This window comes from Mucilaginibacter litoreus (assembly GCF_042676805.1).
Taxonomy (GTDB): domain Bacteria; phylum Bacteroidota; class Bacteroidia; order Sphingobacteriales; family Sphingobacteriaceae; genus Mucilaginibacter; species Mucilaginibacter litoreus.
Genome location: NZ_JBHTHZ010000005.1, coordinates 418,072 through 444,648, shown reverse-complemented (window position 1 = coordinate 444,648; position 26,577 = coordinate 418,072). Strand labels below are relative to the sequence as shown.

Below are 26,577 nucleotides of genomic sequence, written 5' to 3'. Positions count from 1 at the left end.
AGTATAGCTGATGGTTTTTAATAAGTTACGATTATTTTTTTGCATGATCATTTGTTTTAACATCAAGATGCAGCGGTGAGATGTTTTCCATAAATAATCACAAAAAAAAGCCGCTCCTGATAACAAGAGCGGCCTGAAAATTTACTTGATCTGTGTTTATATCAGATTTACGCTGCGGTTTACAAATTCAGTAAGGTCTGCACCGGTTAGTAAGCCCTGTGATAACAATGCAAGGTCAAAAGCCTGTTTTGCAAGCTGTGCCTGTGTTTCAGCGTTATCATCCTGCAGTATACGGGTTATCAGTTTGTGATTACCATTTACTATAACTTTATAGTTATCAGGCATACTGCCGTAAAAACCCATTCCGCCGCCCATGGCTGCCATGTCTTTCATACGGCGCATAAACTCGTCCATGGTTATGGTTACAGGCAATTCATCGGGGTTTAAGCTTTCCAGCTCGACCCTGTAAGCCGGCTTATTTATAGCTTTATCAAATATCTCTTTTATCTGTTTTGATTGCTCTTCGGTAAGTACATGCTCAGGCGCATCGTCTTTTTTGATCAGCTTATCAGCTACATCGGCATCAACACGTTTTAAGGAAGTTTTTTCCAGCTTTTGCTCTAAGTGGCTGATGAAATGATTATCAATAGGAGAGTTCATCAACAATACATCATAGCCTTTTCTATCGGCAGCCTGTACAAAAGCATCCTGTTTTTCAGCATCGTTGGTGTACAAGTAAATTAGCTGGCCATCTTTATCTGTTTGAGTGCCTTCAACCTTATCTTTATACTCGTTAAGGGTAAAGTTTTCTTTCTTAGTATTGGTAAGCAGTAAGAAATCCTTCGCTTTATCGTAAAATTTCTCTTCGCTTACTGCACCATATTTTACAAACAGGCCAATATCGCTCCATTTCTCTTCATAAGCTTTACGATCTGCTTTGAACAGCTCTGCCAATTTATCAGCTACTTTTTTAGTGATGTAGCTGTTGATCTTTTTAACGTTGCTATCGGCCTGTAAAAAGCTACGCGATACGTTTAATGGAATATCAGGCGAATCTATTACCCCGTGCAGCAGCATCAAAAACTCAGGCACAATGTCTTTTACTTCCTCGGTGATAAATACCTGGCGGGAGAATAACTTGATCTTGTTTTTTTGAAACTCAAAATCATTCTTCAGCTTAGGGAAGTATAATACACCAGTCAAATTGAAAGGGTAATCAACATTAAGGTGTATCCAGAAAAACGGATCTTCGCTGAAGGGATAAAGTTCTTTATAAAATTTAAGATAATCCTCATCCTTCAGTTCGTTTGGCGATTTTGTCCAGATAGGGTTAGTATCGTTTATAATATTATCAACCTCAACAGAAGTGTATTTTGGTTTACCTTCATCGTCGGTGCCATCTTCAACACTTTCTGTGCGGGTGCCAAACTTAATAGGCACCGGCAAAAACTTGCAATACTTATCTAATATTTCCTGCAGTTTATGTTTGCTTAAGTACTCTTCAGATTCAGCGTTAATATGAAGCGTTATTTCGGTACCTCGTTCGGCCAGGCTGCCTTCGCTTATCTCAAACTCGGTGCTGCCATCGCAAACCCAGTGAGCAGGAGTAGCGCCATCCTGATAACTTAAGGTTTCAATTTCAACTTTATCTGCCACCATAAATGCCGAGTAAAAGCCTAAACCAAAGCGACCGATGATCTCGTTGGCATCTTTAGCCTCCTTGAATTTCTCCATAAACTCGGTAGCGCCAGAGAATGCTATCTGGTTGATGTATTTTTTGATCTCTTCAGCCGTCATACCTATACCATTATCAGATATGGTGATGGTTTTTTTGTCGGCATCAAATGCAACTTCAACACGCAGGTCGCCAAGCTCGCCGTTGTACTGGCCAAGGGAAGCAAGGCGTTTGATTTTTTGAGTAGCGTCTACCGCGTTTGATACCAGCTCACGTAAAAAAATCTCGGTATCAGAGTATAAGAATTTTTTAATGATGGGAAAAATGTTCTCGGTATGTATCGAGATGGTTCCTTTTTCTTGCATTGTATTGAGTGTTTTTGTTTAATTAAAAGTGATGTAAGCTCAATATCAATGCGTGTTCCAAAAGGCCAGCGGTTGACAAATTGGCAGGATACTAAAGCTGACGATTGATTACAAATCGCCTTATAAAGCGAAATTTTATATAAATCTTATTTGGAAGTTTTGGTAACAGGAAAAGGCTGGTTCAATGCAAAGCGTTTAGCTATTACAGTTAATTGCCCATCATTCAGCTTAGAGGTTGCTTTTAATATTTTAGTGAAGGTAGCTACCTCGCTTTCACTTGCCGGGCAGCCAACATTGTCTCCATAGGTATCTAAAGAAGCGCCGGCAGGCCGTATCTGGCTATCAGCTAAAACTTTGCCAGTAGCATCAAGTATTACCCAAAAGGGCAGGCCCGACTTTTCGCCTTTCAGTTTGGTCATTACCTCTAAAGAACCGGGATTTTCCAGGCTTTTTTTCGCAGGCTGTTCCATTACGTCAAGTGTAGTAATCACGTAGTTATCATCAAACATTTTTTTAACAAGTGGATCATTTATTGATGCTTCCATTTTTTTACACCATCCACACCACGATGCATGAAAAATCAGCATTACATTTTTATTTTCTTTAGCTGCCTTTGCGTACGCATTTCTTAAAACATTTTCTGAAGATGGCATTGTAACTTCCTGCGCAAAACCAATTTTAGCCGCAAATAAGAGTGCTATTATAAGGGTATATTTTTTCATGACTGGCGATTTATACTAAATTACAAACTTAAATATACATTAAGGAAAGTGATTGAAAACTGGTTATTAAAGTATGCCGAATAACTTAAACCGGGAAAGTCATGATAAAAGCCGACCCCTTACCTTCGGTAGATTGTACCTGGATATTACCCTTGTGCAGCAGCATGATCTGCTTACATAAGCTAAGGCCTATGCCACTGCCCGTTTTACGGGTGCTGAAGAAAGGAATAAATATCTTATCCATCAGTTCAGGAGGCATTCCAACACCATTGTCAATCACTTTAACCTGTAGTTTACCAGCCTGCTGATCCGCCTGTAATATAATTTGTGGTTCTTCACGGTCTTTAACTGCCTCAATGGCATTTACCAACAGGTTGATCAGCACCTGGTCGAGCAGGTTAATGTCAGCCTCAATGGTAAGTGCCGGATCGCGCAGAATAATGTCAAGCTCAATGTTTTTCTTCTCAAGCGTTGGCGTCATCAGGCTGTTCAGGTTTTCAAACATATCCCGCACCAATATTTTGTTCAGGTCCAGCTTGGTTATTTTGTTCAGGCTACGGTAGCTTTCAGTAAATTTTAATAATCCTTCGCTGCGGCGTTTAATGGTATCTACCCCCAGTTCAATATCTTCCAAATCTGCGTGCTGCAAATTCTCGCCAATATCCGGGGCCTGTAAACGGTTTTTCAACGTATCCGCAAGGGACGAAATAGGCGCAACCGAGTTCATGATCTCATGCGTCATTACGTTCAGCAGTTTAGACCATGCTTTTGATTCCGTTTCATCCAAAGCCTCACTCACATTCTGAAATGCAACCAGTTTATACAAGGTATCCTCGCTGCGCATAATACTTGCTGTTACCAGCATTTTAATCTGTTGCTGCTCGCGGGTAATAGTCATTACCTTAGCCTCGCCAGGCTTTAGTTTAATCACATCAGCGTACAGTAACGGCTCGCGCTTTTGTAAGGAATGGATGGTTTTTAAGTAAGGAATGCCAATGAGCGATTTAAAAGCTTCGTTTATCCAGCTGATCTCGCCGGTTTCCTGCTCGTAACTTAAAATGCCGGTGTCTACCAGTTCCAATATTTTCTGCAGATAATGGTATTGCGTCTCGCGCTCGCGGCTTATGAGCTTAAAGGTGGTATTGATATCGTTAAAGCCTTTACGCAGGGGTTTAAGTTCGTTAGGTGCTTTACGTACATCAAAATGGCGCGAAAAATCGCGGTAATGTATAGATTCTACAAACTGGTTTACCTCGTCCTGCGCCTTTTTATTAAAGCGTATCAGATCAAGCAAGGAGTAAACCACCAGTGGCACGGTTATCACCGCGTATAAAAAAGTACTGTGCCCGTTTATAACCACAAGGGCGGTAGCTGTAACTGCAATAAACAGGAGCAACACACGCAGCACCAGCCGCCATTCGTAACGGTTAAATATCATACTTACTCAATCTGCGGTAAAGTGCCGTACGTGTTAAACCTAATTCTTTTGCGGCCCGGGTGATGTTTCCGTTATGCTTGTCGATAACGCGCAGTATGGCATTCTTCTCAAGCGTACTTAACTGGATGTTATCCTCATCTACAATACTCTCAGCGGGCGATTCCAATACGGAAAATATCAGGTCGTCGGCCTTAAGCAGGCTGTCATCAGCCATGATAACTGCCCGTTCAATAGTATACTGCAGTTCGCGTACGTTACCCGGATAGCTGTAGCTGCGTAACTTGTTAAGAGCAGTAATGTCAAAGTTCATAGACGGCTTCAGATATTTGCTGCTGTACATTTTAGCAAAGTGCCTGGCAAGTACCACAATATCTTCGGCACGCCGGCGCAGCGGTGGCATATTAATTTCAACCGTATTGATACGGTAAATTAAGTCTTTCCGAAACTTATTTTCATTGGCAAGCTCTTGCAATGGTACGTTGGTAGCGCATATCAAACGGATATTAACGTCAACCGGTTTGTTGGTGCCCAGGCGTGTAACCTGCCTGTTTTGCAGTACGGTGAGCAATTTGGCCTGCTGCTGAAGCGTGATATTACCAATCTCATCCAAAAACAAAGTGCCGCCCTCGGCTTCTTCAAAGCGGCCCATGCGGTCCTCACGAGCGTCTGTAAAGGCACCCTTTTTGTGGCCAAACAATTCGCTCTCAAAAAGTGAATCGGTAAGCGCGCCAACATCCACCTTAACAAAAGGCTTGTCGGCGCGTAAAGAGCGCTCATGAATGGCTTTAGCCATCAGGTCCTTACCTGTGCCATTTTCACCAAGTATCAATATATTGGCATCGGTAGGGGCTATTTTATTCACTTTATGAAAGATGTCCTCCATTACTTCCGATTCGCCAAGTATGTTAGTTTGGCCGGTTGAGCTCTTCCCGCCAGATTTTGTTGCCTTTGTACCGCCTTCCTTTTTATCCAGCAGATCAGTAATGGTATCTATCAGTTTTTCGTTGTGCCATGGCTTTACCACAAAATCGTTTGCGCCTTCTTTCAACGAGCGTACCGCCAGGTCGATGTCGCCATAAGCAGTAATCATGATGACACATACGTTTGGTTTCCACTCTTTTATTTTACGCAGCCAGTAAATACCCTCATTACCGGTATTGATAGCGCTATTGAAATTCATATCCAGCAATACCAGGTCTATCTGATTTTTTTGCAGCAGCCAGTTAAGGTTTTCAGGATTTTTTTCAGTGATGATTTCCTGTGTAATTGGTTTTAGCAATAGCTTAACAGCGGTAAGTACATCTGGGTCGTCATCAACTATTAAAATATTGGCTTTTTTAAGTATCATATATGTATTGCCAGTGATTAGTTTGGTATATGCATCATATTACATATAATGTAAATATGCTCATGCAATTTAATATTTTACCACGAAATATCGTACCATTCGGCTTATAATAAGTATTGCGCTGATAATCAAGTATGATGTATGATACACCTTTAACAGGCTTTAAAATAACACTGTATCATAACCGAACACATGCTGTAACAGAAGCGAACGGTGAAATATAGACTTTTTGCTTTAAGTTACTGAAAAACAGTTGTTTAATTTGTGGCATGTGTTTTTGTATTCACTTATCAAACATTAATAAACAACGTGGACAGAGTTATACAAAAAAAGAAATGGAGTACTAAGCGCCTGATGACCATTGCCGGTGTTACAGGTGTTGTGGTTTTGGTTGCCGGCAGCATATTATTTACGTCGGGAAAAAGTAAGTTAAATGTTGATACTGAGCGCATAACTGTTAGTGAAATAAAGAAAGGGCCTTTCCAGGAGTTTATCCCGGTTAATGGTGTGGTAATGCCCCTTACTACTATATACCTTGACGCTGTTGAAGGCGGGCAAGTTGAAGAAAAATATGTTGAAGATGGCGCCATGCTTAAAAAAGGCGACCCAATATTAAAGCTTTCAAATATTGACGAAGAGCTTAGTCTTGCCTCTCAGGAGTCGGCGGTATTTGGTGAGCAAACGCAGATGCAAATTGCGCACAACAATGCCCAGCAAAATACTGTGTCCAAATTAAACCAGATGGCCGATGTTGACAACGCCTTTAAAGAAGCGGAGCGTGTATACCTGCTTGATAAAAGCCTTTACGAGCAAAAAGCCATTGGTTTACAGGAATACCAGGCTGCTAAAAATGCCTATGATTATCAATTGCGCCGCAAACGCCTTACTACACAGATATTAAAGCAGGATACTGCCCTTACCAAACAACAGGAACAACAGGCGCAGGAGCATTACGCGCAAATGAAAAACGCATTGACACTGATGCGTAAAAAAGTTGGAAGCCTTACACTAAGGGCGCCTATAGACGGGCAGCTGACATCTATGGATGCTGAGGTTGGCCAGAACAAAAACAAAGGTGAACACTTGGGCCAGATAGATGCGCAAAACGGTTTTAAAGTGCGTGTTGATGTGGAAGAACATTACCTGTCGCGTATATTTAACGGTTTGATGGGCGATTTTACCTTCGCTGATAGAACTTATAAGCTTACCATTAAAAAGGTGTATACACAGGTAACCAATGGCCGTTTCCAGGTTGATATGCAATTTGTAGGTGCGGTGCCTAAAGGTATCCGTAAAGGACAGACATTACAGATACGCCTGGCACTTAGCGACGAGACCACAGCTTTACTGGTGCCTAAAGGTGGCTTTTATCAGCAAACCGGTGGTAACTGGATATTCAAAGTAAGTGAGGATGGCAAAACAGCTTATAAAGCCGACATACAGATTGGCCGCCAGAACCCTGATTACTACGAAGTATTGCAAGGCTTAAAACCTGGCGATAAAGTTATAACCTCGAGCTACGAAAATTATGGTGATATACAGGAATTAGTGCTAAAAGAATGATAGCATCAGGTGCAACTTAACCATTACAACAAGCGTCTGATAAAAAATAGAAAGAGATAATTAAATCAAAACATAAATCACAATTAACAACAAATCCTTCCGCACGAAATGGCGGAAGGATTTAAGGAGGCCAAATGATAAAAATTACTAATCTTGAGAAGTTCTATCGTACAGAAGAGGTAGAAACAATTGCATTGAACAAATTATCGATGCATGTTGATACCGGCGAATTTGTGGCCATTATGGGTCCTTCAGGTTGCGGTAAATCAACCCTGCTAAATATTTTGGGTATGCTTGATGATCCGGATGAAGGCAGTTACGTTTTCAACGGTATCGAAGTTGCTCATTTTAACGAGCGCAAGCGTGCCGATCTGCGTAAACATAACATCGGTTTCGTTTTCCAGAGCTTTAACCTGATTGATGAACTTACCGTTTTTGAAAACGTAGAGCTTCCGTTGATCTACACCGGTGTAGGTGCGGCAGAACGTGTTAAAAGGGTAGAAGAAGTGCTTGATAAAATGCAGATCATGCACCGTCGTAACCATTACCCGCAGCAATTATCGGGTGGTCAGCAGCAACGTGTGGCTATTGCACGTGCAGTTGTAAACAAACCAAAGCTGATACTTGCGGATGAGCCTACCGGTAACCTGGATAGCAGCAACGGTAACGATGTAATGGAACTTTTAACAGACCTTAACGAGCAGGGAACAACCATTATAATGGTTACCCACTCTGAGCACGATGCCCGTTATAGTCACCGTATTATCCGTTTGTTGGACGGACAAACCGTGATGGAAAATATTATGGTATAAACCTACTGATCTTTAGTTAATAGTATATAGTTAAGTGTGCCTCCTGCTTACCCTCTCTGCTGCCCGAACAGCAGAGGGGTTAGCTTGAGTTTTGCCAAAAATATCGCAATGTTTTAAGAAATCAACTTAAAATTGGCTTCCTGTACCTCATATAATCAAAGCTGTTTCTTTATAAACATTGCAGTTTAACAACAGATAGTAAGAATACGCTCCTTAACTAAGCCAGTATATATCTGCGGGCAATAACATAATAATCAATTTGCCATGTTAAAAAACTATATAAAAACCGCATTCAGAAGCCTTTACAAAAATAAAGGCTTTACTGCCATAAATATACTGGGACTGGCCTTGGGCCTTACATCCTGCCTGATGATTGTGCTTTACGTGGTTGACGAGCTTAGCTACGACAAATACAATGTAAATCATCAACGCATTTTTAGGGTAAATGCCGATCTTAAACTTGGTGATAACCAGGTGGCTTATGCAGTTTGTATGCCGCCACTGGCTAAAACCCTTAAAGCGGAGTATCCCTTTGTTATTGAATCAGCCAGGATTAAAGCAGCCGGGACAACGCATGTTAAAAAAGGAAACATCACAATGATAGAGAACCGCATTGCTTTTGCAGATGCTTCTTTATTCAGCATGTTTACCTTGCCTGCCATAAGCGGCGATGTCAAAACAGCACTTAATAATCCGCAAACTGTTGTCATAACAGCTTCTACCGCCAAAAAATACTTTAACACCACTGAGGCTGTAGGTAAAACCATCGTTTTTAACGAAAAAGATAATTTTAAAGTAACAGCAGTTATAAAGGATATTCCTCAGCAATCGCATTTTAATTATGATTTTTTTGTTTCACTGGAGTCGTTTCCGGATAGCCGGTCAAACAGATGGCTGGAGAATAATTATAACACCTATGTGCTGTTAAAAAATAAAAACGACGCTAAAAAGCTTGAAACAAGTTTGTCCGCGTTTTTAAAAAAGTTCAGCGGCGACCAAATGCAGTCAGAAATTGGGATGAGTTATGCCCAATTTGAAAAAAGCGGGAGTTATTTCCGTTTAAATTTAACTCCGCTTGATGATATCCATCTTAAATCAGCGCGGGTAGGCGAGCTTGGGGCAAATAGCACCATACAGTACGTTTATATATTCTCGGCTATCGCCATATTCATCCTGCTTATAGCCTGTGTTAATTTCATGAACCTGAGCACGGCACGCTCTGCCAACCGCGCACGCGAGGTTGGTGTAAGAAAAGTGCTTGGCTCATCCCGCAAACATCTGATATTTCAGTTCCTGGCCGAGTCGGTTATGGTTACACTGTTTGCAGCTGTTATTGCAGTTATATCGGGGATGCTGTTGTTGCCGCTATTCAACCAGCTTTCTGGTAAAAGCATAATCCTTACTGCATCATCCGTTAAGTGGATACTACCTGTGTTGTTTGGAATTGTGTTAACTGTAGGTGCTTTAGCGGGTTCTTATCCTGCATTCTTTCTCTCAGCCTTCCAGCCAATTGCTGTATTAAAAGGCAAGCTTTCAACAGGATTTAAAAACAGTTTCCTGCGCAATTTCCTGGTGGTATTCCAGTTTGCCATATCTATATTTTTGATAATTGGCACGCTGGTTATTTATAATCAGTTAAATTATATACAAACAAAAAACCTGGGCTATAACCGTAACCAGGTGCTTATAGTGCAAAACGCTTACGAGCTTAACGGGCAAGCAAGCGTATTTAAGCAGGAATTGGCAAAGCTGCCGGGTGTTGTCAATTCAACTATGACCGGGTTTTTACCAACATCGGGCTGGGGCAACACACGTATCTTTTTTAAGGATGCAACCCTGAATCAGAAAGAATCGTTATTCCCGCAAACCTGGGAAGTGGATGCCGACTATATACCAACCCTGGGAATGAAAATGGCAGCCGGACGCAATTTTTCTAAGGAGATGGCTACCGACTCTTCGGCTATCATCATCAACGAAGCTGCGGCGAAGTTTCTTGGGTTTAAAGATGTGGTAAATAAAAATCTGTACCAGTCTTTAGGTGGCAAAACCGAGCTGTCTAACACCAAACTTTACCACATAATAGGGGTGGTTAAAGATTTTAACTTTAGGTCGCTTAGGCAAAAAGTGGAGCCCATTATCTTGACTTTTGGCCAAAACAATGGCGCTTTAAGCATAAAGGTGAATACCGCTAACCTGCCTGCTTTAATAAGTCAGATAAAAAATGAGTGGGTAAGCCTGTCGCCAAACCTGCAGATGAATTATTCATTCATGGACCAGGATTTTGATGCCATGTACCGCAGCGAGCAACGCGTGGGCGGAATCTTTGTCATATTTACTACGATGGCTATTATTATAGCCTGTTTAGGCCTGTTTGGCCTGGCCGCTTACGCGGCGGAACAACGTACAAAGGAGATAGGCATACGCAAGGTGTTAGGCGCCAGCGTAAGCGCCATTGTGAACATGCTTTCCGTGGATTTTATCAAACTGGTGGTACTGTCTATAATCATCGCGTCGCCATTAGCATGGTATCTGATGCAAAAATGGCTGCAGGATTTTGCCTACCGCATAAACATCCAGTGGTGGGTTTTAGCGGTAGCTGGCAGCTCGGCCCTTTTTATAGCATTCATAACTATAAGTTTTCAGTCGGTTAAAGCAGCATTGGCAAACCCCGTTAACAGCCTTAAAGACGAATAATCAACAGATAGTTTTATTTAAAACCACGATAAAAATGTTTAAGAATTACCTGAAAATCACCTGGAGAAACTTGATGAAAAACAAAAGTTTCACAGCCATCAACATAGCCGGCCTTGCAGTAGGTATGGCCAGCGCGGCTTTAATACTTTTCTGGGTGCAAAATGAGGTTAGCTACGATCAATTCCATGATAAGAAGGACCGCTTGTATACCATGTACAATAAATCAAGGTTTGATGGTAAACTTTGGTGCTGGAACACCACACCAAAGCCCATGATGAAGGCCCTTAAACAGGACTATCCGCAGGTAGATGAGGCATCGCGCAATACGGGCGGTAACTTTTTATTTACCGTTGGTGATAAACGCATGAACCTTCAGGGAAACTTTGTTGACCCTGACTTTCTGACCATGTTCAGCTTTCCGCTGATAAAAGGTGATGCTCATACCGCGCTTAATACGATGAAAAACATTGTATTAACTGAAACTACTGCAAAAGCGCTTTTTGGTAATGAGGATGCCTATGGTAAAACAATAAAAATTGATAGCGTAGATTATTTTACCGTAACCGGTATAATGAAAGATCTGCCCAATAATACCAGGTTTAAGTTTGGTTACCTGATGCCCTGGAAATACTGGGAAAAAACAAGTGGCGGCGAAGATACTAACTGGGGTAACAACTCGGTACAAACTTACATTACTTTAAAGCCAGGAGTTACCGAACAGTTTTTTAACGCACGCGTAAAAGATATTACCCGGTCACACTCCGATATAAAGGATATAGACGTATTTGTACACCCGGCAAGTAAATGGAGGCTTCGTTCGAATTTTGAGGAAGGAAAGCAGGTTGGGGGCAAAATAGAAACGATAAAGCTATTCAGCCTTATTGCCGGCTTTATTTTGCTGATAGCCTGTATCAACTTCATGAATTTAAGCACCGCCCGGAGCGAGAAGCGTGCGAAAGAAGTGGGCATACGCAAGGTAGTTGGTGCCGGTAAAAGCAGCCTGATAGCTCAGTTTATGGGAGAGTCGATTCTGATCGCCATCATATCTGGTGCGATAGCCTTACTAATTGTACAGCTTTCGTTATCCGGATTTAATACACTTACTCAAAAGCAATTATTTATACCCTATAGTAATCCGTCTTTCTGGCTTATCGTTTTTGGCTTCATCCTATTAACCGGTTTATTAGCAGGAAGCTATCCAGCACTGTACCTATCATCATTTGCGCCGGTAAAAGTGTTAAAAGGTACATTTAAAGCGGCCAATGCGGCAATTTCGCCACGCAAAATTTTAGTAGTTACCCAATTCACATTTGCCATAGTGCTCATCATCTGCACTATCATAGTTAAGAACCAACTGGATTATGCACAAAGCCGGGATACTGGATATGCCAAAAATAAATTGGTATACACATTTATGACTGGCACAATTGATAAAAATTATTCGCTAATACGAAACGAATTGCTTTCAAGTGGTGCAGCCACTGCTGTAAGCAAAACCAGCGCACCAATAACCGAAGGTTGGAGCGACACCTGGGACTATACCTGGGATGGTAAACAGGAGGGCGCTAAAATAGACTTTAACGTATTTAATACAGATGGCAGCTTCACTAAAACAATGGGCCTTAAGATAGTGGACGGCCGTGATATTGATGCTACCAGATATCCGGGCGATTCAACCTCTATCATGCTGAACGAAGCCGCTGTTAAAGTTATGGGTTTTAAACATCCGGTAGGCCAGATTGTACGTAACGGCGATAGGAAGCTGACTGTGGTGGGAGTAGTGAAGGATTTTATACTGCAATCTCCTTATGAACCTGTTAAACAAATGGTTATTCATGGCCCGGCATCATGGTTCAATGTAATACATTACAAACTGAATGATAAAAAATCCGTAGCCGAATGCCTGAAACTGGCCGAAGGTGTTTTCAAAAAATACAACTCCGAATACCCGTTTGATTACAATTTTGTAGATGAGCAATACGGCTTAAAGTTTCAGGATGAGCAACGCATGAGCACACTTGCTTCGTTGTTTGCAGGCCTTACCATCTTTATATCCTGCCTCGGTTTGTTCGGGCTGGCCACTTACATGGCTCAAAACCGCATCAAAGAAATAGGTGTCCGTAAGGTATTAGGTGCCTCGGTGTTTGGTGTTACCACCATGCTGTCAAAAGATTTTCTTAAACTGGTAGGGGTAGCCTTTGCCCTTTCGGTGCCAATTGCCTGGTATTTAATGAACCAGTGGCTGCTTAAATACTCGTACCGGGTAGATATAAGTGTATGGGTATTTATAATAGCAGCAATTTTAACTACGCTTATTTCCATATTAACAGTTAGCTCGCAGGCTGTTAAAGCCGCGCTTACTAATCCTGTAAAAAGCCTCAGAAGCGAATAAAAAAAACAAATAATTGTCGGTTACTAACATCTACAGAAATGATAAAAAATTATATCAAAACCGCTTGGCGAAACATATTGGGAAATAAGTTTTACGCTACCATAAATGTAACAGGGTTAACGGTTGGCCTGGTGGTTGGCTTATTTATGCTGCTGTGGGTACAGGATGAGCTAAGCTTTGACAGGTTTAACAAAAAGGCCGACAATATTTACAAAGTTGGAATAGTTGCAGGCACAGGCATCAGCAAACAGATATTTAATAACATTATTGCTCCTGTGGCAACCTTTGCTAAAAGCGAAATACCAGAGGTTACAGACGGTGTGCGTATAATGGGAGTGGGAAGCGCCCCTTTCAAATATAAAGACAAGGTTTTTTACGAGGATAATTTTGCTTTTACAGACCCATCTTACTTCAGCGTATTTGATTTTCCGTTGATAAAAGGCGATAAACGCCATCCATTTCCCGATAACAATTCGGTAGTTATTACACAAAGTATAGCTCAAAAATATTTTGGTAAAGATGACCCCATAGGCAAGTTTGTGATTATGGGGCAGAATGAGCAGGTAAAGGTAACCGGTGTGATACCCGACTATCCTGTAAACTCAAGTTTTCAATATAAGGTACTATTGCCGTTAAGCAGGTTCAACTATTTGGCATACGTTAAAAACAAAACCAGCTACGATGGTAAAACTGTCATATCATCCATGGATGCAGACTGGTCGGCATTTGGTTTCCAAACCTATTTGCTGGTAAAGCCAAATACTAATATAAAAACACTTGAAAAGAAATTGCAGGCAGTGCATGAACGTCAAAAACCAGAAGATGCTCCTGTGCCATACCTCACCCAGCCACTGCCCCAAATGCACTTATACCAGGCAGATGGTACGGATGCCGGTATGTCTACCGTGCGCACTTTTGCTATTGTTGCCATAATGATACTGGTGATCGCTTGTATAAATTATGTAAACCTTTCTACAGCACGATCTATGCTGCGCGCTAAAGAAGTAAGTATGCGTAAAATAATTGGAGCCGGTAAACTTCAGCTGTTTATGCAGTTTGTTGTAGAAACTACCCTCTTGTTTGTTGTAGCGGCAATATTTGCATTTGTATTAATGTATCTACTGCTGCCTTACTACAACCAGTTCTCCGGCAAGCAGATCAGTTTAAGTTTAACCAACTTCAATATCTGGGCTTGTATTTTGATAACGCTGCTGGGTACGCTTGTAGCCTCAAGTATATATCCGGCATTGCTGTTATCATCTTTTGAGCCGCTAAAAGCTCTTAAAGGAAAAATATCTGCCAGTATTGGCAACGTAGCGTTTAGGCGGATACTGGTTATACTACAATTCACAGTATCTGTAATTCTGATTGTTGGCACCCTGATCATTGGAAAGCAATTGAAATATATGCTTTCTAAAGACCTGGGGTATGATAAGGAAAACATACTATCCTTCAGCATGCGCAATGACATGCATGATCATTGGGATGCCGTGAAAGCCGAACTGGAAAAAGACCCTTCCATACTGGCTGTTACCAGATCGAGCCGCAATATAGTAGTCAACGGCTCATCTACCGGAGATAACGACTGGGATGGTAAACCTAAAGGGGATAACCTGTGGTTCAATCAGATACATGGTGAAAGAAATATTATTGATTTTTTCAAGATAAAATTTGTCGAGGGCAGCAATTTCACCGGCTCAGTAGCGGATACTTCTCACTTTATCATTAATGAAACAGCGGTTAAGGAAATGGGGCTTAAAGGCCCTGTTGTAGGCAAGCGCCTGCGTATACAAACCATCAACGGAACGATAATAGGGGTTGTTAAAGATTTTAACTTTCAGACCCTGCATAAAAAGATAGAACCTATTGTTTTTCAATACCGGCCGCAAAGCTGCTGGCGTGTGTATATCAAAACAACTAATAAAAATGCAAAGCGCGCTATAGCGGCCACTCAAAATATTTGGAAGCAGTATAACGATGATATACCGTTAACCTATGCATTTTTAGATGAAAGTTTCCGTAACCTGTACACTGACGATCAGCGTCAAGGGGATCTGTTCAACATCTTTTCTGCTATAGCTATTATCATTTCCTGCCTGGGCCTTTTTGGCCTGGCAACTTACTCCGCACAGGTAAAAACCAAAGAAATTGGTATACGCAAAGTTTTAGGTGCAAGTGTCTCAAGAATCATCGGACTGCTGGCTACAGAGTTTATGATACTCATTATCATCGCCATAGTAATTGCTGTGCCTGTTGCCTGGTATGCTATGCAAAAATGGCTGCAGGATTTTGCATATAAAATTACTATAAGCGCGGGTGTATTTATCATAGCCGCAATCGGCGCTATGGCTATCGCCTTGTTAACCATTAGCATACAATCTGTTAAAGCGGCGCTGGCCAACCCGGTAAAAAGCCTTAAAAATAATGACTGAACCATAATAAACAACCCAATCACCATTAAACCAAAGAATTATGATAAAGAATTATGTTAAAATAGCCTGGCGCAACCTGGTGCGCAATAAAGGCTTTGCCCTCACTAATATATTAGGGCTAACTATAGGTATGGTATGTACCATTTTTATTTTTCTTTGGGTAAAGGATGAGTTATCATTCGACAAGTTCCATACCGACCATGATAACATTTATCAGGTAATGGCTACGCGGGATTTTAAAAACAATATTTTTACCGACCCCAATATGGTTTTGCCCTTGGCTAAAGCAATTGAGGGCGGTAATCCGTTGATAAAACGGGCAGTTGTTACAACGCATCAGGAATCGCACATTGCGCAATATGGCAGTATAAAAGTTAAAAAGGACCTTTACCAGGTTAGCGAACAATTCTTTAATATTTTTAGCTGGAAATTTCTGAAAGGAAACCCTGCGACAGCTATCACAGATCCTAAATCAATAGTAATTACCGAATCGGCCGCCAAATCCTTTTTCGGGAACGCCGATCCGATAAACAAAGTACTTAAACTGGATAACAGCAATAATTATAAAGTAAGCGCGGTAATAGCAGACCCGCCCGGTAACTCAACATTTAAATTTGATTTCATTATCCCTTTCGACTACACCAACCAGGACATCAAAAACAGGATGAATGAGTGGTATAATTCATCGCATAGTGTGTTTGTACAAACAGTGCCAAACGCAAATATGGCCGCTGTAGACAAATATATCGATCAGGTCAAGCATCAGCACGCAACTAATGATAAAATAAGCACCTACTATACCTTCCCGATGAATAAGTGGCACTTATACAGCGAATTTAAGGATGGCAAAAATGTAGGAGGGATGATAGAATATGTGCGCTTATTTACCATTATAGCACTTATCATTTTGCTTATTGCCTGCGTTAATTTCATGAACCTTAGCACCGCACGCAGTGAAAAGCGTGCGAAAGAAGTAGGCATCCGAAAAACGTTAGGATCTGATAAAAAGCAACTGGTCACCCAGTTTTTCTTTGAATCCGTAATACTTGCATTAATAGCCTTTGTGTTGGCCATTGTTGTAGTATTTGTAACAATGCCGTTGTTTAATTCGCTGGTTAACAAAAATCTGCACCTCCATATTTTTGAACCGGCTTTCCTGCTTGGTGCACTCGCGATCATCGTTTTTACTGGTATTGTTGCAGGCAGTTACCCGGCATTATACCTGTCGTCATTTAACCCTGTTAAGGTATTAAAAGGCACTTTTGCTGCTGGCAAAGCGGCCATTTTGCCAAGGCGCATTTTGGTAGTAGGGCAATTTGTGATGTCCATCCTGCTGATTTCAGCTACTATTATAGTTTATCAGCAAATACAGCACATTAAAAATAAAAGTATAGGCTATAATCCGGATAATCTGATCATGATACCATCGTCAGATAATATCAATAAAAATTACGCGGCAATAAAGCAGGACCTGTTTAACTCCAATATGGTCAGCTCGGTCACCCGTACTTCATCGCCCATTACTGAGATCTGGTGGAAGTCGCCATCCCCGGACTATGATGGCCGCCCTGCAAATGCTGATATTATTTTTTCGGGTTTGCAAACCGATGTTGATTTCACAAAAACAATGGGCACAAAAGTATTAATGGGCCGCGATTTCATAAATACACCCGGCGATTCATCAGTAATGCTCCTTAATAAAGCAGCTGTAGATGCCATGAACCTGAAACACCCCATAGGCATGGTTATGCGTTATGGCCCCAGAAAATATACCGTAGCAGGGGTAATTGATAACATTGTTATGGCTTCACCGTTTGACCCGGTTGACCCATTGATGGTATATTATAGCCCTAATGGCTCAAGTGTTGTAAGTGTGCGTCTTAAGAATGGTGTGCAGCCGCAAAAAGCCTTATCATTACTGGAAGGCATGGTAAAAAAATATGATCCGCAGAACTTGTTTGAATACCAGTTTGTAGATCAGGAATTTGGGAAGAAATTTGCTACCGAAGAATTAATCAGCCGCATAACCAACATATTTGCCGGGTTAGCCATATTTATATGCTGTATAGGCCTTGCAGGTTTGGCATCATTCACCATCGAAAAACGTTTCCGGGAGATAGGCGTACGCAAAGTACTTGGGGCAACGGTACGCCAGCTGCTGATGCTGATATCAACAGAGTTTTTGAAATTGGTATTGATTGCCTTTGTTATTGCCGTGCCCATTACCTGGTACTTAATGCATAACTGGCTGCAGAAATATACTTACCATATTGGCATTAGTATTTGGCTTTTTGGTGTGGTTGGCGCCTTGATACTGTTTTTAACGCTGGTAGTTGTGAGCCTTAATACCATAAGGGCTGCGCTTGCAAACCCGGTAAAAAGCCTTCGGGTAGAATAAATCCTAACCTGAAAAAGAAATAATTGACTGATCGCTATAAATTATTGATATGATAAAAACTCACTTCAACACCGCCTGGAGAAATTTTTGGAAACACAGATCGACAGGCTTTATAAATATTGCCGGTTTATCTGTTGGTATGGCAGCCGCTGTGCTCATTTTTATATGGGTACAAAACGAGCTAAGCTTTGATACCGACCAGCCTGATGCCCAAAACATCTATCGGATAAAAAACTATCTGGCCTTAGACAAAACCACCACATGGGTATGGGAAAACTCGCCATACCTTGTAGGGGATGCTGTTAAAAAACAATTGCCCGAAGTAGAAGCAGTGACAAGGATAAAGCCAGTTAACTACGCACCAGTTTACTTTAACATAAATGGCGAATTTTTTCCGGAAGAAAATGCAGCTTATGTAGACGAGAAATGGTTTAAAGTGTTTAAAAGTGATTTTGTAAGCGGTAATGCTACAGCATTTAATCAGCATCCATTTAGCATTATATTATCTGAAAGCAAAGCAAAAAAATACTTTGCCAATCAGGATGCTATTGGTAAAATAATTAAAATAGACTCCAACAATTACCAGGTACAGGCCATTGTAAAAGATGCTCCAGCAAATTCCAGCTTCAGGTTTGATGCTTACATACCCGTTGCCGCACGGTTTGCAGATGTAAAAGAGCAAAAAAATGAACTGCAGTGGGGGAATTTCTATTACCTTACTTTTTTAAAACTACGGCCTGGTACAAACACAAAAACTGTTTCTGGCAAAATAAAATCCATCCTTGAAGAAAACCGTAAGCAAAAGAACCTGGAGATCGGTTTAACACCTTTGGCCGACATGCACTTTGAAAATGATCTGCAAAACTCCAGCATTATTCACGGAGAAAAAAAGATAGTTTACATATTTGTTATCCTGGGCATTTTATTATTACTGATAGCGTGTATCAACTATGTTAATTTAACCACAGCCAGGGCCAGTTTAAGGGCGAAAGAAGTAAGCATCAAAAAAATAGTGGGGGCAGAGCGGTCCCAGCTTTTTATGCAGTTTGTGGCCGAGTCGGCACTGATAAGTGTTATGGCGCTGGCCTTAACTATTTTAATTATAGCGGCCTGCCTGCCATCGTTCAATAGCTTTACAGAGCGTAATTTTACCTTGTCGGTAAGCTCGGGCTACTTATGGTTAATTCTGCTGGGTACTTTGTTTGGTACCATTGTTTTAAACAGCATTTACCCGGCCTTATTGTTATCATCGTTTAAACCCCTTAATACTTTCAGAGGGGCAAGCGTATTGCGTTTAAAAGATGTATCATTACGTAAGGCTCTGGTAGTACTGCAATTCACCTTTTCCATATTTTTGATTGTAGGGGTTATAACCATATACCGTCAGCTGGCTTTTATACGTAACCAAAACCCGGGGTATGACCGCTCGCAGGTAATGTCATTCAATGTATCCTATAATTTGCTTAAAAAATACGAGGACAAACAGCGGGCCGCGTTTATGAAAACCATTAAACAAAGCTTGTTATCGCAATCAGCAATTCAGTCTGCTTCGCTTACTAATTTTGAATCGGTACTCAACAATAATAGTTCATCATCCGGCGAAAGCAATGATTGGGATGGCCGTCCGAAGGATTTTGTACCTCCAATTACATTTGCAAGTGTCGACAATGATTATACACGTGTTGTAAATTTAAAGATGGCTATGGGCAGATGGTTTTTACAGGGCAATGCCGACCAGCATAACGTGATACTAAATGAGACAGCCGCCCGCGAGTTTAACCTTCATAAGCCTTACATTGGCCAGCGTTTTGTTGCCCAGGGCGATACGGGCCGCGTAATAGGTATTGTTAAAGACTTTAATTTCAGAAGCTTTCATGAAAAGATAACTCCGCTCGTTATCAGATACGATGATGAATGGTGCTTTAATTTCCAGGTAAAGGTAGCGCCCCATAAACAAGCGGACGCCATAAAAGCAATTGAGGGAATATGGAAGCAAAACTTTCCGGGCGAGCCGTTTTCATACAAGTTTGTAGATCAGGAATTTGATAATATGTACCGCAACGACGCGAAATCATCGGGCTTAATGGCTGTGTTTGCGATTGTGGCAATCATAATTTCGTGCCTTGGGTTGTTTGGGTTAGCTGCCTTTACAGCCGAGCAACGCGGAAAAGAGATAGGTATCCGTAAAGTGCTTGGTGCAACGGTATCAGGCATTGTATCGCTTTTATCGGTTGATTTCATTGTATTGGTATTTATCGCGTTGCTTATAGCTTCTCCATTAGCCTGGTGGTTAATGAATTTATGGCTTCAAAATTTTGCGTACCGTATTGAGATGCAATGGTGGGTATTTTTAATAGCTGGTACTTTAGCTGTGGCAATAGCCTTTGTTACAATCAGCTTTCAGGCCGTTAAGGCAGCAATTGCTAATCCGGTTAAAAGCTTAAGAAGCGAATGATATAAAGCCGATAGTCTATAGATTATAGTCGATAGTAAGGATTAAGCTTGTTTATAGTTCACAATTCCATGATTTATAATCTATGACTATGGATTATCTGCTATGGACTATCGACCATCACCCAATTGTATCATAACCGAACAGTTGGTGTTACACATGCGAACAAGCCCTGTTGTACTATTTGTTTATAAATTGCTGTAAATTAATATTTTATGGTTATGGCATTATGTTTAAGTTTACAATACCAAACTACATCGCCATGATTAAAAATTATATTAAAACAGCCTGGAGGAACCTGCATAAGCACCGGGCGTTTTCTTTTATAAATATTTTTGGCTTAGCAATAGGCATCGCTGCTTTTTGGCTGATTACACTTTATGTTGCCGATGAGTGGAACTATGACCGCTACCACACCAAGGCCGATCGTATTTTCAGGGTAACGCAGCATGGGCAATGGAATGGTGGTAAGTTTGATCTGGCGGTTACTTCGCCGCCTTATGCGCCTACTTTAAAATCAGAATTTCCGCAGGTGGTTGAAGCCTGCCGTATAGATGCCGAAGGCGGAAGTAAAATTACCTATGGTGATAAAACCATTAATGAAGGCAGCATGCTGTTTACCGATAACAGTATCTTCAAAATATTCACTTACCACTTTTTATATGGCGATGAAGCAAATGCGCTTGCAAAACCAAACTCAATTGTACTAACAGAAACTTTAGCCAAAAACATTTTTGGCAGCACCGGCGATGTAGTGGATAAAGTTGTTTTGCTTGACGGCACACCAACAACTGTGAGTGGCGTTATTGCGGATGTACCGGAAAACTCACATTTCACTTTTAAAGCTTTACGCTCATTTCCGGCTGATTATTACAGCGGCTATAATTTAAACTGGGGCAACTCATCTATCTATACCTACCTGCTACTTAAAAATGCAGACGATTATAAACAGATCGAGGCATCCGGTGAAGCGTTTTTTAGCAAGTATGTTCAGAAAGACCTTGGGCCGATGAAATTTAAGCTGGAACTGCAGCCGCTAACATCCATACATTTACATTCAAACCTGAGTTATGAACTGGGCAGCAATGGCAATATTACTTATGTTTATGTGTTTGCTATTACCGCTTTACTAATACTGTTGATAGCCATCATCAATTATGTAAACCTTACAACCGCCCGCGCATCCATTCGGATTAAAGAGGTTGCAGTACGCAAGGTCATCGGCTCTGGCAGGGGGCAGCTTGTGGCCATGTTCTTCGCCGAATGTATATTACTCACTTTCATAGCAACTGCCATTGCATCCGCATTTATACAACTGTCTTTGCCTTACTTTAACCAGGTATCGGGCAAAACCCTGCAGTTATTACAATTTGGTACGGTTAATACTGTTGCTTTATTCATTATTTTTTCACTGATGACAGGTTTAATAAGCGGTATATATCCGGCCTTATTTTTATCCGGCTTCAAGACAATTTCTGCAATGAAAGGTCAAACTGGTAATCAATTAACTACTGTTATGTTCCGTAAAGGGCTGGTGGTATTTCAGTTTGTCATCACCATTGTATTGATAGCCGGGTCATTCATCATCTACCAGCAATTGAACTACTTTAACAAAAAAGAGCTTGGTTTCAACAAGCAACAAACGCTGACGTTCCATATAAACAACCGTGATGTACGCAGCAAGGTAGATGCGCTTAAACAACAGCTCTTGCAAAATCCGCATATTGAGGCGGTTGGCGTGGCAGGTAATCCTATAGGTAATAATAATATCGGTGGTGGCGATTTCAATCTTGGCCCGGATGGTAAAGCTACATCAGAATCTAAAATTGTACAAAACCTGCAGATCGACGAAGATTTTATCCCGGCCATGCAGATAAAAATGGCAGCCGGTCGTAACTTTTCAAAAAGCATAACCACTGATGTAGCCGATGCCATTATTGTAAACGAAACTCTTGTAAAAGAGATGGGATGGAAGGATGTGATAGGCAAGCGTGTACGTACCGGCGTTGATGGCAATGGCCATGTAATTGAGCAAACCATAGTTGGGGTTGTGAAGGATTTTAATACTTACTCACTTCAGCATAAAATAGCGCCGATGGTATTGTCCCTGCCGGCACAGGCAAAAGATAAAGACAATCTATATGTACGCATCAGCCGCAATGACATCCAGGCATCCCTGGATTATATAACTAAAATTTACAGCGCCTTCGATATTGAAAACAAAGCTGAGATTCATTTCCTCGACCAGAACTTTGCTGCTCAGTATCAAACAGAGCAAAAACAGGGTAATATTTTATTAGCATTTACCATCCTGGCTATATGCATTGCCTGCCTTGGTTTATTCGGACTGGTAACATTTACTGCAGAGCAACGCGTTAAAGAGATTGGCATACGTAAAGTGTTGGGTGCAAGCGTAGCGGGGATTGTAAAATTATTAACTGCCGACCTGATGAAACTGGTAGGTATAGCCGTGCTTATTTCGTTCCCGATTGCGTGGTTTGCCATGCATAAATGGCTGCAAAATTTTGCTTATAAAATAGATATTCATTGGTGGGTTTTTGTTCTGGCCGGTGGAGCAGCAGCAATAGTTGCATTAGCTACTGTAAGTGTACGTTCGGTAAAGGCAGCCACTGTCAACCCGGTTAAAAGTTTAAAAAGCGAATAATTGAACTACTATACTATATCATGATTAAGAATTACTTTAAAATAGCCCTGAGAAACTTGTGGAGAAACAAGGGATTTACTTTTATCAATTTATTCGGCCTTGTGATCGGCCTGACCAGTTGTCTGCTCATTGGTATATATATTATACATGAGCTGAACTATGATGATATGCAGCAAAACGGCGACCGAATTGCGCGTGTGATAATGGAATATAAATTTAATGGAGGTTCCGAATCAAAAAAGGGCAATTACACAAGTGTTAAGGTAGCGCCTGTGTTCAAACGTACTTTTCCGGAAGTTACCGATGCGGTACGTATGTCCAACGATAATGTAGTTATACAATACAACGATAAGTTGCTTAACGAAAAGTCGTTCATGTATGCAGATTCATCGTTTTTCAAAATGTTCTCTTTCCAATTGTTAAAAGGAGATAGAAGGACAGCGCTTAATGCACCGCATAAAGTGGTGCTTACACAATCTACCGCCAAAAGGTATTTTGGTGATGCAAACCCTGTAGGTAAAAGTTTAAAGATAGATAACGACAGCATCTTATACCAGATTACCGGCGTTATGCAGGATTGTCCTTCAAATTCGCAGATTAAATTTGACTTTCTCGCCTCTTTCTCATCGTTAGGCATTACTAATGAAGAACAAAGTTACTGGAGTGCAAACTACACTACTTTTTTACTATTAAAAGATCCGGCTGCTATTAAGCCTTTGCAAGCCAAGATAGGTCCGTTTATGCAAAAGGAAATGGCCGGGCAGGGAGCAAGTATTAATTTTACACTGGAGCCATTTAAAAGTATTCACCTGCACTCGCCTTACGATGGATTTGAACCCAACAACAACATCAGGTACATTTATATACTGGAAGCAGTTGCTATTTTGATATTAGTTATAGCCTGTTTTACGTATGTAAACCTCAACACAGCCCGCTCTATGGAAAGGGCAAAGGAAGTTGGTGTCCGGAAAGTTATAGGTGCGGGCAAAAAGCAATTATTCTGGCAATTTATTGGCGAATCGGTTTTGATATCGTTTGTCGCAATTATTATCAGTGTATTTGTGGCAATAGCGGTATTGCCATCATTTAATAACCTTGTCGACCGTCAGCTGCACATAGGTGCCTTTTTTGCACCCCCGTTTTTGATAGGGGCAATTATGGTTGTAATAATAGTGAGCTTTTTAGCTGGCTGTTATCCGGCGCTGGTACTTACCAGTTTTCAGCCGGTTAAAGTTTTGAAAGGCGCATTCAAAAACACAGGCTCGGGGCAAATTACCCGTAAAGCGCTTATTGTTTTCCAGTTCTCAATCTCGGTGATGCTGATCGCCTCAACTATTATTATACAAAAGCAGCTTAGCTTTATCCGTAATAAGGATTTAGGGTACAACCGTGAAAGGGTGGTTGTTTTACCCTATGAATCTCGTATGCTAAATCAGCTTAACCTGATAAAAAACGAATTTAAAACCGATAAAAACGTTTTAAGTGTTTCGCGATGCGTTAATCCGCCGATAAACATTGTAAGCGGCTACAATATGCGTAACGACGTAATGCCCGAAAGCCAGCAGATAGCGGTTACGGCTAACCCTGTTGATGAAGATTTTATAAAAACCACAGGCCTGCATATTTTAACAGGGAAGGATTTTACGCAGCAGGATGTTAAAGATGTATCGCACGATGATTATAAGCAGGACGTTTATCAATTTATCCTGAATGAGTCGGCTGCTAAAGAATTGGGCTGGACGCCCGAGCAGGCCATAGGCAAACGCATGTACCTTGATGCATCAAGGCCGGGTTTTGTTAAGGCGGTTATTAAAGATTTCAATTTCGAGTCGTTACACCATGCTATAAAACCGCTTGTATTGTTCCCCGAGCCACGAGGCCGTATGATGCTGGTAAAAATCGGCGGTAATAACATCCCGCAAACTATCAGTCACCTTGAGGCTAAATGGAAAGAGCTGATCACTTACCGTCCGTTTGAATACCGTTTTCTGGATGATGATTTTAACGCCTTATATAACTCGGAGCTAAGACTTGGTAAAGCGCTTAACGTATTTGCTGCCATAGCCATTGCACTGGCTTGTTTGGGGCTTTTCGGTTTGTCATCTTATGTAGCCAAACAAAGGGTTAAAGAAATTGGCATCCGTAAAGTGCTTGGCGCAAGTATGCTTAACATCAGCGCATCCTTATCTGCATCGTTTATAAAGCTTGTCTTTATTTCGATCATCATTGCATTGCCTTTAGCCTGGTACGCAACAAATGCCTGGCTGCAGGATTATGCCTACCGCGCAACAATCAGCAGTTGGTTATTCATCATATCGGCTGCTGCAGTTATAGTAATTGCATTGGTAACTGTAAGCTTCCAGTCGATAAAGGCCGCATTGGCAAACCCGGTAAAAAGCCTGAGAAGCGAATGAGGCAGTGAGTGGTGAATAAATAGTAGTGAATAGTTAATGGATATTTTAAGTGCTTCAAGTAACACTCACCATTTATAATTCACTATTCACCGTTAACTACTCGCTACATGCAACTAATTAGATAAAAAGAGCATCTTATAAGAAACTTAAACACAATTATGAAAAAGCACCTATTCCTTTTAATGCTTGCAGCGCCTGCAATTGCATTTGCCCAAACCGATAGAGCACCTTACTATACCCGCTCGTTAGCTAACGATGGTATCAAAAATGTATTTGTTAATACCAGCGGGGGCAGCATTTTGGTAAGTGGCAGCACAAGCCAGCAACCCCATATTGATGTATATGTGGTAGGGAACAACAACCAGGATTTAACCAAGGAGGAGATTAAAAAGCGCCTTGAGGAAGATTATATCCTGAACATTGACATTCATGACGGCGAACTGCATGCAACCGCTAAAAGCCGCAGAAATAACATGAACTGGAGGCGGTCGTTAAGTATTGGTTTTAAAGTTTATGTAAACAGCCAAACTTCTACCAACTTAAATACCAGCGGTGGCAGTATCCAGATAGATAACCTTAGCGGGTCGCAAAACTTTGAAACCAGTGGTGGTAGTATTAGGGTGAATAGTGTTTCCGGTAGAATCAAAGGTGAAACCAGTGGTGGCAGCATTAATGTTATTAACAGCAAGAATGATATTGACCTGGAGACTAGCGGCGGTAGCATCACCGCTACAAATTGCAATGGTAAAATACGCCTTGAAACCAGCGGCGGCTCTTTAAACCTGAATGATTTAAAAGGCACTATCAATGCCGAAACCAGTGGTGGTAGTATTAAAGGCAGCAATATTGATGGCGAACTGATCACCAGTACATCAGGGGGCAGCGTTAGCCTCAACAACATTTCAGGCAGTGTTGATGCAGGTACCAGTGCCGGCAGCATACACGTACAAATGGCACGCGTAGATAAATATGTTAAGCTTGATGGCAGCGCAGGCCATGTAGACCTTTGGTTACCTGCAAAACAGGGGTTGGATCTGGATCTTCGCGGCGATAATGTAAGCCTTAACGCGGGCGGCAACTTCAAGGGGCGTAAAGAAAAAGAAGAGGTTGTAGGCAAACTTAACGGTGGCGGCGCATTGGTTGAAGTACATGCTGATGGCAGTATAAATGTAGCATCTAACTAAACACTTATTTCAATATCAGGCTC

General features: G+C 41.3%; 14 protein-coding genes. 10 read left to right on the top strand and 4 right to left on the bottom strand.

Going from position 1 to position 26,577, the window contains the following annotated elements; genetic code table 11:
- Nucleotides 1–156 precede the first annotated feature (156 nt).
- The 4 genes from htpG to ACFQZX_RS09980 form a co-directional block, all read right to left on the bottom strand.
- Nucleotides 157–2,040, bottom strand: coding sequence for a molecular chaperone HtpG (gene htpG / locus ACFQZX_RS09995; protein ID WP_377114539.1), 1,884 nt, complete (start codon nt 2,038–2,040; stop codon nt 157–159).
- Nucleotides 2,041–2,186: 146 nt separating this feature from the next.
- A complete protein-coding gene (locus tag ACFQZX_RS09990; RefSeq protein WP_377114536.1) occupies nt 2,187–2,762 on the bottom strand; it encodes a thioredoxin family protein in 576 nt (191 codons plus the stop codon).
- An 85-nt stretch (nt 2,763–2,847) separates the two neighbouring features.
- On the bottom strand, nt 2,848–4,200 hold the full coding sequence (locus ACFQZX_RS09985; protein WP_377114534.1) for a sensor histidine kinase: 1,353 nt from the start codon (nt 4,198–4,200) through the stop codon (nt 2,848–2,850).
- The gene (locus tag ACFQZX_RS09980) at nt 4,190–5,548 is read right to left on the bottom strand and encodes a sigma-54-dependent transcriptional regulator (RefSeq protein ID WP_377114531.1); all 1,359 of its coding nucleotides are present in this window, start codon (nt 5,546–5,548) and stop codon (nt 4,190–4,192) included. The genes ACFQZX_RS09985 and ACFQZX_RS09980 overlap by 11 nt, the downstream gene beginning before the upstream one ends.
- A gap of 309 nt (nt 5,549–5,857) precedes the next feature.
- Here ACFQZX_RS09980 and ACFQZX_RS09975 point away from each other — a divergent pair, with 309 nt between their 5' ends.
- The 10 genes from ACFQZX_RS09975 to ACFQZX_RS09930 all read left to right on the top strand — a co-directional run bounded on the left by ACFQZX_RS09975 (nt 5,858) and on the right by ACFQZX_RS09930 (nt 26,554).
- On the top strand, nt 5,858–7,111 hold the full coding sequence (locus ACFQZX_RS09975) for an efflux RND transporter periplasmic adaptor subunit (RefSeq protein WP_377114528.1): 1,254 nt from the start codon (nt 5,858–5,860) through the stop codon (nt 7,109–7,111).
- A 134-nt stretch (nt 7,112–7,245) separates the two neighbouring features.
- Complete coding sequence (locus ACFQZX_RS09970; protein ID WP_377114526.1) at nt 7,246–7,923, top strand: ABC transporter ATP-binding protein; 678 nt, start codon at nt 7,246–7,248, stop codon at nt 7,921–7,923.
- A gap of 264 nt (nt 7,924–8,187) precedes the next feature.
- Entirely contained in the window at nt 8,188–10,617 is a 2,430-nt protein-coding gene (locus tag ACFQZX_RS09965) for an ABC transporter permease (protein WP_377114523.1), read from the top strand.
- A 34-nt stretch (nt 10,618–10,651) separates the two neighbouring features.
- Nucleotides 10,652–13,009 carry an ABC transporter permease gene (locus tag ACFQZX_RS09960; protein ID WP_377114521.1) on the top strand — a complete coding sequence of 786 codons (2,358 nt, stop codon included), beginning with the start codon at nt 10,652–10,654 and terminating at the stop codon, nt 13,007–13,009.
- A 38-nt stretch (nt 13,010–13,047) separates the two neighbouring features.
- Nucleotides 13,048–15,441, top strand: coding sequence for an ABC transporter permease (locus ACFQZX_RS09955; RefSeq protein ID WP_377114519.1), 2,394 nt, complete (start codon nt 13,048–13,050; stop codon nt 15,439–15,441).
- A gap of 40 nt (nt 15,442–15,481) precedes the next feature.
- The gene (locus tag ACFQZX_RS09950) at nt 15,482–17,839 is read left to right on the top strand and encodes an ABC transporter permease (RefSeq protein WP_377114517.1); all 2,358 of its coding nucleotides are present in this window, start codon (nt 15,482–15,484) and stop codon (nt 17,837–17,839) included.
- 49 nt (nt 17,840–17,888) lie between these two features.
- Nucleotides 17,889–20,294, top strand: a complete 2,406-nt coding sequence (locus tag ACFQZX_RS09945) for an ABC transporter permease (protein ID WP_377114515.1) — start codon at nt 17,889–17,891, stop codon at nt 20,292–20,294.
- Nucleotides 20,295–20,553: 259 nt separating this feature from the next.
- Complete coding sequence (locus ACFQZX_RS09940; protein WP_377114513.1) at nt 20,554–22,956, top strand: ABC transporter permease; 2,403 nt, start codon at nt 20,554–20,556, stop codon at nt 22,954–22,956.
- A gap of 20 nt (nt 22,957–22,976) precedes the next feature.
- The gene (locus tag ACFQZX_RS09935) at nt 22,977–25,370 is read left to right on the top strand and encodes an ABC transporter permease (protein ID WP_377114511.1); all 2,394 of its coding nucleotides are present in this window, start codon (nt 22,977–22,979) and stop codon (nt 25,368–25,370) included.
- 158 nt (nt 25,371–25,528) lie between these two features.
- Entirely contained in the window at nt 25,529–26,554 is a 1,026-nt protein-coding gene (locus tag ACFQZX_RS09930; RefSeq protein ID WP_377114509.1) for a DUF4097 family beta strand repeat-containing protein, read from the top strand.
- Nucleotides 26,555–26,577 lie beyond the last annotated feature (23 nt).